We start from the raw sequence: 14,284 nt of genomic DNA on the forward strand, positions 1-14,284 counted from the left end.
CGTTGTCCTTATGGATTTTAGAAAATTCGTGGGGATATGGGTCAGCTCGTGATGACGTCAATTTTCACTCTTCGTAATGACGTTCTGAAGTAAGTTGACATACTCTTATAAAATATCGTTCAATGTCTAGGGTTAACTTTTTTGAGTATTAAGCATGTTGCAATGGATCTTTTTATCAAACATACATGGTAGTGACTGGGAATTTATAGAAGAAAATCAACCAAGTGCTGTGGAAATCGCACAGGGGCATGACACTTGTATCAGAAAACATTTAATTCAAATCCATAACTTACAAACAAGTGTGGATGAACACCTGCAAAGAAGACTCTCTAGAAAAGAACATACTTTTGCAAAACGATTAAGACGTATTCATGCAAAAGGCAATACACATCAACTCCCAATATTGGAAAAAGAAGTAAAAAGTTTCGTTAGAGATATGAAGCTGATCAAAAAATTGGATGCATTTTTTGAGAATAAATTTGCACAAGATTTGCAAGGACCATTAAATGGGCTGCAGCATTTCTCAAGGAGTTTAAAAGCTATTTGGTTTGAAGCAGCAACCAATTATAGTGATGGAAAAAAGCCTAAGTTTTTCTTACCAAAGAAAGCTAAGGTCAGAAAAAAAGATTTATCTTTTGCATCGTTGAATGATATCAGGGCAATTATGGCAAGCTTAAAAGATGTCTTGCCTCCAATTATAGGCGCGCTACCTCCTGGAAGTTTCACTGAAAAAAACCAAAGAGATAAGGTTAAATTAGCATTTATAGATTTATGTGATGCATTTTTGGTTTATTATTGTGATCTAAATGAATTTAGCAGATTTGGAACTCTTGATTTATTACAACTGCGCCGCTGGAATATTGAAGAATTGTATAGCATCTTTGATCAACTGCTAATGGATCCAGATGCCTTTACTGTCAGTAGAGAAATTTTCTTTAAGACAAAGCATGTAGATGATGCCTATGGTCAAGAGGAACATGCGGCTGGATACTTAGGACGAACAGCTCAAGAAGAGTATCAAACTAAAACCAAGATCCCTTTCGCTCCTTCACGAGATAAAACCATAGCAAATATAACAGCTAGATGGAAACCTTTAAAGCAAGCTATTGAGCATTATGGAACTGCATACAATATTGATGCTGATCCTGATATGTCTTGGGTTGATGAGTATTTCAATATGCTGAAAGAGCAACATAATATGAGGCTTATTTTTTGTGATGTTACTGAGCTAGATTATGCATTATCTCAAAGAACATTTTTGGCTGTTGAGGAGTATTATCAAAACAAACAGCTCACAAAACCTTTAGATGCAAGTAATTTTGCTGAAATGGTTCATGCGGAAGAGCGAATGCTTTTGGATATTATTTCCGCAGAGAAAAAAGGATACATGAAATTTGCTGGAAAAAAACCACAGCCTGGAACGTTAGATCACGTGTTAACAGAGAATCAATTTAAGTGTCAGCCCGACACAACGAATGGGCATACGCAATATAGTGGAAGAGCTGCTCAACATATTTGGTATCGCAAGGATTTACCTTTCACCGTTAGAGTGAAAACAAATGGTGAGTTTAGTATAGGCATCACAGACTTTGATCCTCAAAATCCCAAGTCGCTATGTGATATGACACAATTTCCTGAACTTATGAAAATTGCCAAAATAGATGGACATCTATACATAATTCCAGCAGGAACCCAAGGACCTTGGAGGAATGAGCTCAATTGGCTTGATGTACAAAATCGCCCTCTAGCCTTGCAAAAGGGAGAGGGGCATTTCGATTGGAAATAATTTTCATCACGAAATACGCGCAGCAACTGCCGTCATCACGAGGAGCGTAGCAACGTGGTGATCCATTAGAGAGTCCGCCTACGCTCTTTGGGCTTCGGCGAGACACACACTCCTACTCGATGATAAATCATCTCGTCGTAGCTAAATTTTGCCTTTGGCAAAATTAGCGAAGACGGATGGATGGCCGCAGCACCTTCGCGGGGCTTCGCCATGACGGCGGCGCGGCGTCTATGCTTGGACTAGAATTGAATCTCCTGATACAGATAATCCACATCTTTCTCAATCTTGTGACGTGTGGACAAGTGTTGCAAGAATGTGGACATAACCGTTTGATGCGCAGTTTGACCAAAGAATTGTGCAGCTTGTTTTGTTTCAAATGCACCGCCTTTGTATAGCTCATCCTTAATAATACGCGCTAACGTTATACCTTTATCTGTATAAATGTAAACCATTTTTCCGTCTGCAGATGTTTGGAATACTCTAAACAACAACTCTGGGTTCAGACCTTCTGTCTTTTGCATTGCGCGGTTGATTGCAACATTACGTCTCACTTTAAATTTACGCTTTGCTACAAATTCATAAAATTCCTGAACCTTGCGTTCGAGTTGATACAAAGTTTCAAGATCTTGTTTAGCTTTTTCTTCTTTCTTTTTGACAGACCACATCTTCTTAGCGGCTTTTTGCAATTCTGCGCCTTTCATTTGTGTCTCTGGATCAATTTCATATACTTGCACAACAAACAGATCGCCTGTTGCTGGATCTTCAAACACATCCGATAAAACATTTAACTCTTGCTCAAACGCAAAATTCAAAACAGGTAAACTATAGGTAAATAACGTTTCTTTCGTCATTTTCTTAAAAGTTTCTTTTCTGTATCCTTGCGCTTCGATATCATCAATATTGATTTCATCATTCTCAATGCGCGCTTTGAGATTTTTTGCAGCTTCAGCAATTTTTGCAAAACGAAGCTGCGCTTCAACCTCTGGCAAGGCTTTTGAAAAAATCAGTGGTTTTTTGTCAGATCCAATAAAGGCTTCTTTATGCTTCTTATAGTATGTTTGAAGTTCGTCTTGTGTAAAATTATATTTCTTGCGACTCAAGTTAATTAAATAGAATGAGCGCTTCTCTTGCGTCATAAACGCTTGTGGATTTTGTTCGATCACTGCTTGCAATTCATCTTCTGCTGGATTTTCAGAAACATTTATACTGGAATAATCAATAGTTATCACATCAATCACACGATCTGAATTAAAACTTTGATGAATAAGCTTCTGATAGCCTTTTGGAAACTGATATGGCAATACCAATTGTTGCTCGACAATCTCACGCCTTACATCTTCAAGCATAACTTTTTTGCGCTCTGGATCCATCTGGTTGAAGTACAGGTTAAAGTTTTGACCATATTGGTTAAGCTTTTTAATAAGCATATCTTCAGAAACAGTAAAACCTTGATGTCTTAACTCCAATATTCTCACCGTGCTTCCAATATATTCATCTAGCACTTGCTCTGGAAAGTGCGCCATTTTGAAATCGTCCATTGTGAGATGAGGTGATTTTTCCTTGATAGACTTAATTTGATGATCTAGCAATTGGAAAAACTTTCTGTTGTTAATGGATTTGCCATCAATCTTTGCAAAATGCTTTTGTGTGGATGAGATGAGTCCATAGCGATCCTGCAAAACAAAACTTGCAATAATCAGAACTGTGAGAACAACAGATCCCCATTTAAGCCATTTACTTTGAACCATAATTTATTGATGTCCGTATTTTACCTATTTACACTGTAATAAAAATTCTCCATTGTAACAATGGTTAGAGGGAAAATACTCGTCATCGTAGCAGAACTTTGGTCACCTATTTATGGATCGCCACGTTGCTACGCTCCTCGTGATGACGATCTAAGCCCGTCATGGCGAGGTCCTGAAGGACCTTGACCATCCATCCATAGTAATGACGGACCTTTACAACAAGGAGTTCTAAAATGATATACGTAGCAAACTGGAAGATGAATGGAGATAAAGGGCTATGTGAATCTTATAAAAGACATCTCATGAACGTTATTGTCTGCCCGCCCTACCCCTTAATCCATCATTTTCAAAACAGTGCACTGACTGTTGGAGCGCAAAACTGTAGCCAATACTACAAAGGTTCTTATACAGGTGAGGTAAGTGCTGAAATGCTCAAAGATTCAGGATGCTCTTATGTTATTGTGGGACATTCTGAACGAAGAGCATTCGAGACAGAAGCTGTTGTATTGGAAAAAGCGCGTCGCGTCATTGAGGCAGGTATGACACCAATTATCTGTAGTGCAGAACTTATGGATATCGACCTTGATCCAAAAAGCTATATGATTGCTTACGAACCTGTGTGGGCTATTGGAACTGGCAAAACACCTAAACCATCTGAAATTTTCTTGATGGTGAATGCATTTAAAATGCGCACTGAATGCGAGACGGTTTTATATGGCGGTTCTGTGAACAGTAAAAATGCCGATAGTTTGCGTGATGCATGCGATGGATTTTTGATTGGGGGAGCGAGTTTGGATGTCATGGAAATGCAGAATATTATAAGATAACCGTTACGCTTTTTTGTCTTTCTCCACTCTCTTAGGAGACTCAGGATACTCTGAATCAGTAAGACTCTCTAAATACCCTAACCAAGTACTTTTTTTATACTCGTAAAGCGGTCGGAGAATCTCTATAAGATCCCAGATTAATTGATTGTCTCGATTCAATTGCACATCATACAACATACATGCATAGAAAAATAAATGACTTTCAGTATAATTTTGAGGCAATGGGTAAATTTTTTTAAGACAATTCAAAACGTTAATTGATACATCGAAAAATAATTTGGTGCTTATTTCTAAAGTAAATCTATTGGATTCAAGATAAGATAAACATTTTACAATATGGTGTAACGCAACATCATTTTTATTTCTTTCATCCATTCCATCCGCAGACAAAAATGAAAAAACATATTTAGATTCAAGTTTCGCTAATATAACTTTCATCCCCTCAGATATATTAGTCAATGCAAGTTTTCTAGGAGTAGATATAGAAGAATTTAATAAAAGCTGGGTTTCTGGAATCTTATCATCAGAAGAAGTATTTACAAAATAAAAAAACATTTTTGTGCCTCCTAGGATATTATAAAAGTTCTTTTAGAGACTTGATACGAATTCGCAGTTCATACACATCAGAGCTTTCTTTATAAAAAACATTAAATCCCTCTAAAACCAACTTCATTGCAGGAATTGCAGTAAATAACAGTAAAGAAAATGGTCCAGTTTTAACAAAATCGACAAAATCTTCATGGATAGATTTGTTTGAACCTGCTTTTAAATATAAATAATCAAGTACACAATATACAAAAGATATGCTCAGCGCCATAGTTAAATAATCTGCCCAAGTTTTACGCTCTGCATAACGCTTTTCATATTTCATCAATAAATCAGATACATCTTTGTCAGATCTTTAAGGAGTTAAAGATTGTTGGCTTATGTAAGTCAAAGCCACTAGAAGATCTTTTCCTATATTTTTATCATCGTATAAAAATACTTCACTAGCCTCTAGAGAAAGTGGGGCTTGAAAGTATAAGCTCCAGGCATCTTGATGGCGGGATTTATTCAGCGCATCAACCAATCTATTAATACTTTTCTGACATCCAGAACTAGTGCCATCTAAGTTTTGAGAAGTAAACACACCTTGATGAAAATTTATACGCCTTGATAAAGTTGCCATATGTTGGACTACTTTATCTTGTGGTGGCTGCTGCGTAGCAAAAAGCATAAACATAAATTTAATTCTCTATTTTGTATTCTGATTACTTGATAGGATATATTCTTAAAAAAGTCAATATAAAAATAACAAAAGGGGTAAATTGCATTTTCACACGAAGATAATAAATAATATGGTGATTCCTCAGAAATAAGCACAATGAAATTTCCTAAAAATCTAAACCATAAAGCTCTGGAAACATATGTAAAGGACCCCTTAGAATTTGAAGCACGTTATATTTATGGATTGAAATCCAAAGAGCCGTTTAAGCGATTTGTGAAACGCATTGCCATAGGGAGGCTAGAGAGCCATGATGATCCAATGGATGGCCACGCTCCGCTCGCCATGACGGAGTCCATAGATTACGATGATGCCATATTTTGGCATTATCAAAAAAGTCGTATTCTTAACTCTCTCAAAGAGATTGCGCCATTATACCAAGCGATTTCTAAACCTTTGGGCGATCATGTTATTACAGAAACGATAGATTATGTCTATGACAAAACGTTGGTTTGCTTCACAACAAAAACACCTCCCAAACAGAAAGATATAAAATCTTTAGAATCTTTACGAATGGTGTTTTGCGCCTACTGTGCAGAAGGTAAATATGATATTGAATCTTATGAATACTGGCATTTAAAAGGGTATAAGGATATTGTGGAAAAAGTGAAATATCCACAGGAGTTGATTTTGGAAACGCTGGAGCATGTGAAAAATCTTTTGAACGAAAGCGCGGCATCATTATAGCGCCGAAGTCACACATTATGGATCACCACACCTTGCTACGCAAGGTTCATGATGATGGAAATCGTCATTGCGAGCGGAGCCATTCATTGGATCACCATGGCGGTCTGCGCCTCGTAATGACATCTAAACTAAGATGCGTGAGCCAAAAAGTATTCAGACCCCTTATCTGTTAAAACACGCCCTCTTGATGTGCGTTTCACAAGGCCTTTTTGGATAAGATATGGCTCAATAATATCTTCGATAGTGTCTTTTTGCTCTGATAACACAGCAGCTAATGTTTCAATTCCTACAGGCCCGCCATTATAAAATTCTTGAATAGACTTGATATATTTTAAATCTTGTAGATCTAAACCTAGTGCATTTACATTAAGTTCTTTCAAAGCATATTGAACCAATTCTTTATTGATAACTTTCACGTTATTCACTGTGGCAAAATCACGAATACGACGAATGAGACGGCCACATATACGTGGCGTTCCGCGTGAACATCTCGCTAACTCATACGCCCCCTCTTCTTCTATTTCAATGTTAAAGATGGAGGATGCGCGTTTAATAATTTTCACCAATTCATCTTCTTCATAAAACTGCAATCTTAAGGGAATTAGAAAGCGCTCTCTCAATGGCTGTGTCAACAAACCTGCACGTGTCGTAGCACCAACCAAAGTGAATTTTGGAAGGTCTAATGTGATAGATTTAGCCGCTGGACCCTCACCAATAATGATATCAATTTTAAAATCTTCCATGGCAGAATATAATAACTCTTCAACGCTGATGTTGAGACGATGAATTTCATCAATAAACAAAACATCATAAGGATTCAAGTTTGTTAAAATTGCTGCAAGATCTCCGCTCTTTGTTAAGGCTGGTCCTGATATTTCTTTGATATTAACGTTGCGCTCTGTTGCAATAATTTTGGCCAAAGTTGTTTTACCCAAACCTGGAGGGCCGTAGAGCAAAACATGGTCTAATGCCTCTTTTTTGAGTTTTGAGGCTTCAATAAACACCTTTAAATTTTTACACACTGGTTTTTGACCTACAAAGTCATCAAAATGACTGGGTCGTATGGTGTCAATAATATCTTCGTCTCGTTGCATAGTAACCTGTTATGAGCCGCCGACCGTCATAGCGAGGTCCGAAGGACCGTGGCTATCCCTTATGGATCACCGCGTCGCTGCGCTCCTCGTGATGACGTTCCTGTGCGCCCTTATGTTTTTTATTTATTATGCCATAAAATGCCTGTACAATTATAATAATCAGATAAATGGATCACCACGTCGTTTCACTCCTCGTTATGACGTGTAAAAGATATGCCCTACATCCTAATCGTTTTCTTTGTCATTAGCATTGCAACTCTCTACTCTGCTGCAGATGGTAGTTTTCACCCATGGGCATTCAAACAAATCCTGCGCTACGGCATAGGCGTGATGGTTATGCTTTTAACATTAAGACTACCTAGACCATTTTTTTATGCATGGTCCTACCCCTTTTATTTCATCTGTTTAATTGCGCTCATTCTCGTAGAACTTATGGGCTTTGTAGGAATGGGCGCCAAACGTTGGTTACATTTTGGCTCACTTTATGTGCAGCCATCTGAGTTTATGCGCATCGCGGTTATTCTTGCATTAGCCCGTTACTTTGGCGACTTCAAACATCAAATTACACAAATGCGCACCCTTGTTGTGCCAGCATTTATGGTGATGATTCCTGTTCTGCTTATTGCAAAACAGCCTGATTTAGGGACAGCTCTGCTGATTATGGGCAGCAGTTTATTTATGGCCTTATCATCCGGCATTCAGTTATGGAAATTTGGCGCAGCATTTTTAACATTGGGCGGATTATCACCAATTCTATGGAAATTTTTACATGAATATCAAAAAAAACGTATCTTGGTATTTTTATTTCCTGAAACAGATATTCAAAATGCTGGATACCATGTGATGCAATCCAAAATTGCTATTGGATCCAGTGGTTTGTTTGGGAAGGGGTTCATGCAAAGCACACAAGCACGTTTACAATTTTTGCCAGAGAAGCAAACAGATTTTATTTTTGCCATGATTGTTGAAGAATGGGGCAGCATTGCGGCTGTTGTATTAATTGTTCTTTATCTTTGGATCATTGTTTGGGGGCTAAACCGTGCGGATCGTCTCAAAAATCGCTTTGAAATGTTTACTGTATGCGGATTGATCTCATCCATTTTCGTTTACGCATTTGTGAATATGGGAATGTGCATGGGAATTTTGCCAATTGTGGGAATTCCTTTGCCTTTTTTATCTTATGGCGGCACATCACTTTTGAGTTTATTTTTATCTTTGGGAATTGTCTATCGTTTTCATCTGCCAAAAGTTAGACGGTTTGTTTAAAAAGAATCTTTTGGATAGATCGTCATGGCTAGCGAAGCATGGCCATCTATTATGGATCACCACGGGACTTCATCCCTCGTGATGACACCCCTGAGGTTGGCATGGCTAGCGAAGCATGGCCATCTATTGGATCGCCACGTCGCTCTGCGCTCCTCGTGATCTGATTCATTCCCACGAATTAAATATGCGCAGACGTCATCACGAGCCTTGCGTAGCAAGGCGTGGTAATCCAGAAAAACATGGATGGCCACGCCGCCTTCGCTAAAGCTAAGGCGCGCTCGCCATGACGGTAGCTGTCCTTATATTGTTCTATCCATTTCTCTAGAAGAAAAGCTTGCATGGTTAAGCGTTTAAGACTTTTTGGATTTTAGAAAATTCGTGGGGATGGGTAAGCTTGTTATAACAGCTCCCCACTAGATTTTTTTAGTAGAAACCGTTAGGGCCGTAATTGCAGCAACCTGATCTATCATAACAGTTGCTTTGAGAACATCCTTGACCTAAGTTGCAACACTCTTCTTCAAAATACTCATCATCATAGCATGTGCTTTTGCATTTAAAGTTTTTCTTTGGTTCTTTTTCTTCAGTGAAGCCACATCCTTCACTGTATCCACAACTTTTTGTTGGTTTACCGCAATAATCTGCTTCATGATGATCATCATGATAAATACCTTCATCACATTTAGGTTTTGAGCAACATGTCTTTGGGCAGTGCACAAGATCGCCGCATTTTGTTACTTTGTAAAGCTTTGGACGCTCATCGTAGAATCCTACTGTATATCTAAACACAACTTCAGTTTTTGACTCTTTGAATTGCAAATCAAACAAACGATATCTACATCCTTTTGAGTTATAAGCATAAAGTGTATAGCACTCTTTTTTGTGATTTTTGAATGTGAGCATTACATCATTGCTCTCATCATTTCTCACGCCACAGCATGACATGTTTACAAATTGCAAACCTTCATCTGAAATGTATTGGCAGAAACATCTATCACCATAACGATCATATACAACCAAACGATAGCAACATGTTTTATCATTTCTAAACAAGAACGCAAGCTCTTTATTGTGATCATTATCTAGATCACAGCACAAGAAATCTACAAAACGCTCACATCGATCTGCAATGATACGGCTGAAAATTGGAACAGTTGTTCCTGTATCTGTCAAAACGTACAAGCGTGTTTGTCCATTTGCCTCTTTCATTGTAACGATTAATTCGTTAAATCCGTTGTTATCGATATCGCAGAATCCAACATTTTGCACACGTCCATCAGGCAACTCCACTGGGCAAATTCTTGTTGTGCCGTCTGCATTCAAAATAAACAACACATTTGACCCGCCGGAAATCTTGTAAGCAAACACAACACCATCATCCACATATTGGAAATATTGTTGCAAAATTGCATCTTGCGCAATTTTTATTTTTTGACCCACTGTTGCTTGGGTTGTTGTTAGATCTAAGAAACTGTAAGCACTAAAATGACACTCGTTTTTCAAAACAAGAATGAGTCTCTTAATATCTGTTGTTTGCTCACAACATACAAGCGCAAAGAACTTATCTCCTTTTAGACCAAGTGTCTTAGGATACGTATGTCCATAAACTTCAGTTACACCTGTTCCATTTTCACTAATATTATAAAGCTCAAGTTTATGAAGTCCTTGAGGTGTTTTTAACACTACAACGAACTCTTTATCACCTGAAGCTCCTGTTGTAATAATTTCTCTCGTGAAATCACAACACTCAATATGCGCAAGAGAATCGCCTGGAGTTCCTAAATTCATCGTTTGAGACAACAATGCTGGAATTCCCATTCCTGCTGGCGTCACAACTAGAACATGTAGGCGCAATTGATTTAGTCTCGCATCTCTCAACACAACGAAAATTGCACGCTTTTCAAATGCGCCTGTATCTGAATTTTTTGCAATATCGCAGCATTCAATTCTCTCAACGATATCACCACAATACCCAACAGACGCTGGACAAATCACGTTTGTTCCATCTGGATCAACGATGAAAATAAAGTTTTGCATATCATCATTTTGGAACACAAAAATTACTTCAGATTGCAAATCCATATCTGCATTACACTCATGCGCAAACAAAGTAAGTCCATTTGTGAATGTTCCACCTACGAGACCGCCTGCGTTATTAAATCCAAATAGTTTAAATTTACCGCTTGCATCTTTTAGTGTTACGAACACTTGATCAACCTCTTCGCAACATGTGACACTCACAAACGCTTCATTTCCAGCACCGAAAGTAACGCCAGAAGCTTGTGTTGTTGCGCCAGTTGTTTCAAAAATATGGAACTTGAATTTTCCATCAGTTCCTCTCATGATCACAACTATTTCAGAATCTGCTGCAGTTGTTACATCACAACACAACAAACTAACAAATTTATCACCTGAGGCACCTAAAACTAAATGATTTCCAGCTCCCGTATTGAGGTCAACTAACCCAACTTGATTCAAAACTGCTGCTGCTGCGCTCTTATAAACTCTATTTTGTCCATTCACTTCAAATACAGCAAAAAACTGGTTATTACAGCAGAATGTTTTTATAAAGCTCGCTGAAAGTGGCAAATCTGTAGGGGCTTCAAATTGCTCTAAATCAATAGGTGTAGCTGAAGGAGCTGCAGGATTTATAGCAGCTGAAACATATTCTTGATCAGTTATATCTCTTGCAATAACCTGCAAGAAACCTATATCAGTTAGGCCTGGCGTTGCTGTTCCGCAACAATTTAAATCAACTAATTCTAATACGTTACCTGGAAAGCCCATTTTTTGTAGCGTCAAAGGCCCTGTGTCTGGAGTATTCATACTGCCTACATTCACTGGACTACCTGTGTGAGTATAGCGATAAATAAGAATTTGACCATTTTCCTTCATTGCAACATAAATCTCTTTAAACCCATCTTCTCCTTGAGTGTCGTCCGGAGAAGCTGGAGTAGCTGGAGGTGTTACTGTATCTAAAATATCGCAACATGTAAGTGCTAAAAACTCATCGCAAGTTCCGCACATAGTTTGCGCACCAAACTTACCACAACGTGGCACAAATGTTTGACTCACTTGCCCCATATGATTAAACTCAATCGCCTCATATTGACCTGCAGGATCAACTAAAAGCAAAAGAACAGTTTGACTGTCACTGCAACAGTAAAACTTATTATTCGCCCCAATGCTGATATTCTTGTTTACCAACTTTCCTGTTTGTGAAACGGGTCCTTTGAGTGTGTAATTCTTAGTTGAATCATCTACTTCAAGTGTAAAACCTTCGTTTTGACAACTATAAATAAACTTTGCCATAATTTTTAATCATTAAGATTCTTTACCTTATTATATCATATTTAAGTAATATTAAAATATATATTTAAGTATTTTTGAAATATTTTTTCCGTCTTCGCTTTCGCCATCGCCCAAAGGGCTATGGCGAAATAGCTACGACGCGACTGCGTCGGAGCGTACGAAACGGAACCTCGCCGTAGCTTGAAGAGCGTAGGCGGGTTAACCTTTTGTACACACTTTCTCCTTCCACAATGAAGCAGAAGCTCTTGATCAAGTGAGGTTTTTTGAAAAACTATATAAAATTCCTAGCGCTTAGTCTTGTGGAAGGCCTGGTGCATTATGATCTGAGAAAAACCTTGCTCACTGTAGTTTTAAGCTTTATATTAACGCATTTCTGCATGCATATGCATGAATATTATTATTTTTATATTCGCGAGAAGAATGAAAAAAAGATGTGCGCATTTTGGAAGCAGATGTCATCGTGACGTCATCACGAGGAGCGCAGCGACGTGGTGATCCATGGAGGTAGCCCGCCTACGCTCTTTGAGCTTCGGCGAGACTTCGAAGTCGCTCAATCCTTCGCAGCGTAATATACAAGCGGCGCAAAAGCTGCAATTGCCGCAATCATCATACCAAAAATCCAAGTATAATCAGGGGGTTGCTGCACATAAATTGTTTGCACCTCAGGCTCTTTCATTTCAGGCAAAGTTGGGGGTTTAGGGCACTCAAATCTCACAATATCAGGTACTTCAAGTGTTATTTTATGCCTCGGACTCAACTCAAGTGTTTTTTGATGGTCATAAATCAAATGTGCAAAATCTTTTTTCTTATCAACTCCAATGCCACCACTGTAACCATTGTAAAAGATATTCTTAAGATAAATCGGTGCGCCGCATTCATTTAATGCATTTGCACTAAAAACATACTGATTTAAAAATTGAGAAAAGTATGCGGCAACATCTTGAGCATACTGAGCAGAATGGCCAATTCTTTCACTAAAAAACAGACTAAAAGGCTTTTTATTATCTGGATTCTCGATATTAAATGCTATCTGATTCTTAAGCATGCGACGCAAATCTGTGATTAAGCTTGCTGAGCTACTGTACAATAATTGTGTTGCGAAAGAATGTTCTGTACGCGGACCAAAGAAAATAGTTTTATCATCTCCAACCAATAAAAATAAACAAAATCCTCTGGGGTAATCCTCAAAAAAATTTCCGAATAAATTTGACATTTCTCACCTCTTGACGGCGTGCGTCATGGCGAGACCTGGAAGTTCGTAGCCATCCATAATGGATCACCACGTCGCTACACTCCTCGTGATGACGATGCGTTATGCAACAAATATCTATTATCTCATTATATCATCAAAAGTGTAATATTAAAACGCTTTAATTCTTCTTTCAAAACACGCATCAAAATCTCATCGTCTTTTTTAATATCCGCTTTGGAAAGTTCTAATTTATGATGTTTAATTTTAAGATTCATGGGTGTATTCCTAAAAATAAATCCTAAAAGCACAAAAATTTTATTATATTCATCACCCTCCAGATTAATTTTGATATGCCTGGATAAATCTTGCGCCTCATGGGCTGGGATAGATGTACTGACAAAAATATGACGGAAACACTTAAACCGCCATGTCATATCATCAACAGCGTCTTTAATATCAGGGTGCGTTTCTGATAAAAAATTTAAAACCGTCAGGGGTGAGGCAAGGTCGTGTAAGATTTTTGAGATAACGGCAGTGTTAGAAGGTGCCACAGACTCGTCATCCTGAGCGAGCGTAGCGCGAGAGGAATCTTCCTGAGACATACTCAAGAAGCTCCTTCGCTACGCTCAGGATGACAGAGCGAGGACTCACGATGACGGAGCGTTTTATGCATGACGTCTGGTTTGAAAACGCCTTAACTTCTCTTTTTTCTCTTGCGCTTCCAAACTCAGTGTTGCAATTGGTCTTGCAATGAGACGATTGATATCAATTGGCTCACCCGTCTCTTCACAGTACCCATAAGATCCATCTTCAATTTTGCTTAACGCTTGATCGATTTTCTCAATCAACAAGCTATCACGTTGCTTAGATGCTAGGGCTAAACTTTGTTCCGTTTCTTTCGCTGCAATATCCGCAATATCCGACTCTAGGGACGCTTCCACAATCTTCTCAGCCTTTTGACGCTCTTGCAATAAAGACTGTTTCCAGCTCACAAGTCTCTTCTTGAAATAACTCTTTTGCTCTTCATTCATAAAATCATCCTCATTTTCTGGGGTGTAATCTTTTTGATTATTGTTCATTACCTTGCAAAATAATTTCCCAACTTCATAAA

Annotated in this window: 14 protein-coding genes; 5 read left to right on the forward strand and 9 right to left on the reverse strand. The window is 38.3% G+C overall.

Annotated elements, in window-relative coordinates; genetic code table 11:
- Positions 1–154: 154 nt before the first annotated feature.
- Complete coding sequence (locus H6850_01390) at positions 155–1,786, forward strand: hypothetical protein (protein USO02624.1); 1,632 nt, start codon at positions 155–157, stop codon at positions 1,784–1,786.
- A gap of 239 nt (positions 1,787–2,025) precedes the next feature.
- Here the strand turns inward: H6850_01390 and H6850_01395 are convergent, their stop codons facing one another.
- The gene (locus H6850_01395) at positions 2,026–3,534 is read right to left on the reverse strand and encodes a peptidyl-prolyl cis-trans isomerase (GenBank protein USO02625.1); all 1,509 of its coding nucleotides are present in this window, start codon (positions 3,532–3,534) and stop codon (positions 2,026–2,028) included.
- Positions 3,535–3,767: 233 nt separating this feature from the next.
- On the opposite strand from H6850_01395, the gene H6850_01400 reads away from it, so the two are divergent.
- Positions 3,768–4,361, forward strand: coding sequence for a triosephosphate isomerase (locus H6850_01400; GenBank protein USO02626.1), 594 nt, complete (start codon positions 3,768–3,770; stop codon positions 4,359–4,361).
- A gap of 3 nt (positions 4,362–4,364) precedes the next feature.
- Here the strand turns inward: H6850_01400 and H6850_01405 are convergent, their stop codons facing one another.
- Genes H6850_01405 through H6850_01415 form a run of 3 tightly spaced genes read right to left on the reverse strand, consistent with a single transcriptional unit; the run spans position 4,365 to position 5,577 of the window.
- Entirely contained in the window at positions 4,365–4,916 is a 552-nt protein-coding gene (locus H6850_01405) for a hypothetical protein (GenBank protein ID USO02627.1), read from the reverse strand.
- Between the two features lie 19 nt (positions 4,917–4,935).
- The gene (locus H6850_01410) at positions 4,936–5,232 is read right to left on the reverse strand and encodes a hypothetical protein (protein ID USO02628.1); all 297 of its coding nucleotides are present in this window, start codon (positions 5,230–5,232) and stop codon (positions 4,936–4,938) included.
- Positions 5,233–5,262: 30 nt separating this feature from the next.
- Positions 5,263–5,577 carry a hypothetical protein gene (locus H6850_01415; GenBank protein USO02629.1) on the reverse strand — a complete coding sequence of 105 codons (315 nt, stop codon included), beginning with the start codon at positions 5,575–5,577 and terminating at the stop codon, positions 5,263–5,265.
- Between the two features lie 147 nt (positions 5,578–5,724).
- On the opposite strand from H6850_01415, the gene H6850_01420 reads away from it, so the two are divergent.
- The gene (locus tag H6850_01420) at positions 5,725–6,312 is read left to right on the forward strand and encodes a hypothetical protein (GenBank protein ID USO02630.1); all 588 of its coding nucleotides are present in this window, start codon (positions 5,725–5,727) and stop codon (positions 6,310–6,312) included.
- Positions 6,313–6,440: 128 nt separating this feature from the next.
- Here H6850_01420 and ruvB read toward each other — a convergent pair whose 3' ends face one another.
- The gene (ruvB, locus tag H6850_01425; protein ID USO02631.1) at positions 6,441–7,406 is read right to left on the reverse strand and encodes a Holliday junction branch migration DNA helicase RuvB; all 966 of its coding nucleotides are present in this window, start codon (positions 7,404–7,406) and stop codon (positions 6,441–6,443) included.
- Between the two features lie 213 nt (positions 7,407–7,619).
- Here ruvB and rodA point away from each other — a divergent pair, with 213 nt between their 5' ends.
- Positions 7,620–8,672: a rod shape-determining protein RodA gene (rodA, locus tag H6850_01430; GenBank protein USO02632.1), complete on the forward strand. Its 1,053-nt coding sequence runs from the start codon at positions 7,620–7,622 to the stop codon at positions 8,670–8,672.
- A gap of 423 nt (positions 8,673–9,095) precedes the next feature.
- On the opposite strand, the gene H6850_01435 is transcribed toward rodA, so the two are convergent.
- Positions 9,096–11,981 carry a hypothetical protein gene (locus H6850_01435; protein USO02633.1) on the reverse strand — a complete coding sequence of 962 codons (2,886 nt, stop codon included), beginning with the start codon at positions 11,979–11,981 and terminating at the stop codon, positions 9,096–9,098.
- Between the two features lie 263 nt (positions 11,982–12,244).
- On the opposite strand from H6850_01435, the gene H6850_01440 reads away from it, so the two are divergent.
- Positions 12,245–12,445 carry a hypothetical protein gene (locus H6850_01440; protein USO02634.1) on the forward strand — a complete coding sequence of 67 codons (201 nt, stop codon included), beginning with the start codon at positions 12,245–12,247 and terminating at the stop codon, positions 12,443–12,445.
- Between the two features lie 86 nt (positions 12,446–12,531).
- Here H6850_01440 and H6850_01445 read toward each other — a convergent pair whose 3' ends face one another.
- The 3 genes from H6850_01445 to H6850_01455 all read right to left on the reverse strand — a co-directional run bounded on the left by H6850_01445 (position 12,532) and on the right by H6850_01455 (position 14,252).
- Positions 12,532–13,194, reverse strand: coding sequence for a hypothetical protein (locus tag H6850_01445; protein ID USO02635.1), 663 nt, complete (start codon positions 13,192–13,194; stop codon positions 12,532–12,534).
- A gap of 125 nt (positions 13,195–13,319) precedes the next feature.
- Positions 13,320–13,775: a hypothetical protein gene (locus tag H6850_01450; GenBank protein ID USO02636.1), complete on the reverse strand. Its 456-nt coding sequence runs from the start codon at positions 13,773–13,775 to the stop codon at positions 13,320–13,322.
- Between the two features lie 63 nt (positions 13,776–13,838).
- On the reverse strand, positions 13,839–14,252 hold the full coding sequence (locus H6850_01455) for a TraR/DksA C4-type zinc finger protein (GenBank protein ID USO02637.1): 414 nt from the start codon (positions 14,250–14,252) through the stop codon (positions 13,839–13,841).
- Between the last annotated feature and the right edge of the window lie 32 nt (positions 14,253–14,284).

This window comes from Alphaproteobacteria bacterium (genome assembly GCA_023898745.1).
GTDB lineage: Bacteria > Pseudomonadota > Alphaproteobacteria.

Bases quoted from the DNA above. Each gene is read 5' to 3' on its own strand.
- H6850_01390 (USO02624.1), top strand. From the start codon at position 155: ATGTTGCAATGGATCTTTTTATCAAACATACATGGTAGTGACTGGGAA.
- H6850_01395 (USO02625.1), bottom strand. From the start codon at position 3,534: ATGGTTCAAAGTAAATGGCTTAAATGGGGATCTGTTGTTCTCACAGTT.
- H6850_01400 (USO02626.1), top strand. From the start codon at position 3,768: ATGATATACGTAGCAAACTGGAAGATGAATGGAGATAAAGGGCTATGT.
- H6850_01405 (USO02627.1), bottom strand. From the start codon at position 4,916: ATGTTTTTTTATTTTGTAAATACTTCTTCTGATGATAAGATTCCAGAA.
- H6850_01410 (USO02628.1), bottom strand. From the start codon at position 5,232: ATGAAATATGAAAAGCGTTATGCAGAGCGTAAAACTTGGGCAGATTAT.
- H6850_01415 (USO02629.1), bottom strand. From the start codon at position 5,577: ATGCTTTTTGCTACGCAGCAGCCACCACAAGATAAAGTAGTCCAACAT.
- H6850_01420 (USO02630.1), top strand. From the start codon at position 5,725: ATGAAATTTCCTAAAAATCTAAACCATAAAGCTCTGGAAACATATGTA.
- ruvB (USO02631.1), bottom strand. From the start codon at position 7,406: ATGCAACGAGACGAAGATATTATTGACACCATACGACCCAGTCATTTT.
- rodA (USO02632.1), top strand. From the start codon at position 7,620: ATGCCCTACATCCTAATCGTTTTCTTTGTCATTAGCATTGCAACTCTC.
- H6850_01435 (USO02633.1), bottom strand. From the start codon at position 11,981: ATGGCAAAGTTTATTTATAGTTGTCAAAACGAAGGTTTTACACTTGAA.
- H6850_01445 (USO02635.1), bottom strand. From the start codon at position 13,194: ATGTCAAATTTATTCGGAAATTTTTTTGAGGATTACCCCAGAGGATTT.
- H6850_01450 (USO02636.1), bottom strand. From the start codon at position 13,775: ATGTCTCAGGAAGATTCCTCTCGCGCTACGCTCGCTCAGGATGACGAG.
- H6850_01455 (USO02637.1), bottom strand. From the start codon at position 14,252: ATGAACAATAATCAAAAAGATTACACCCCAGAAAATGAGGATGATTTT.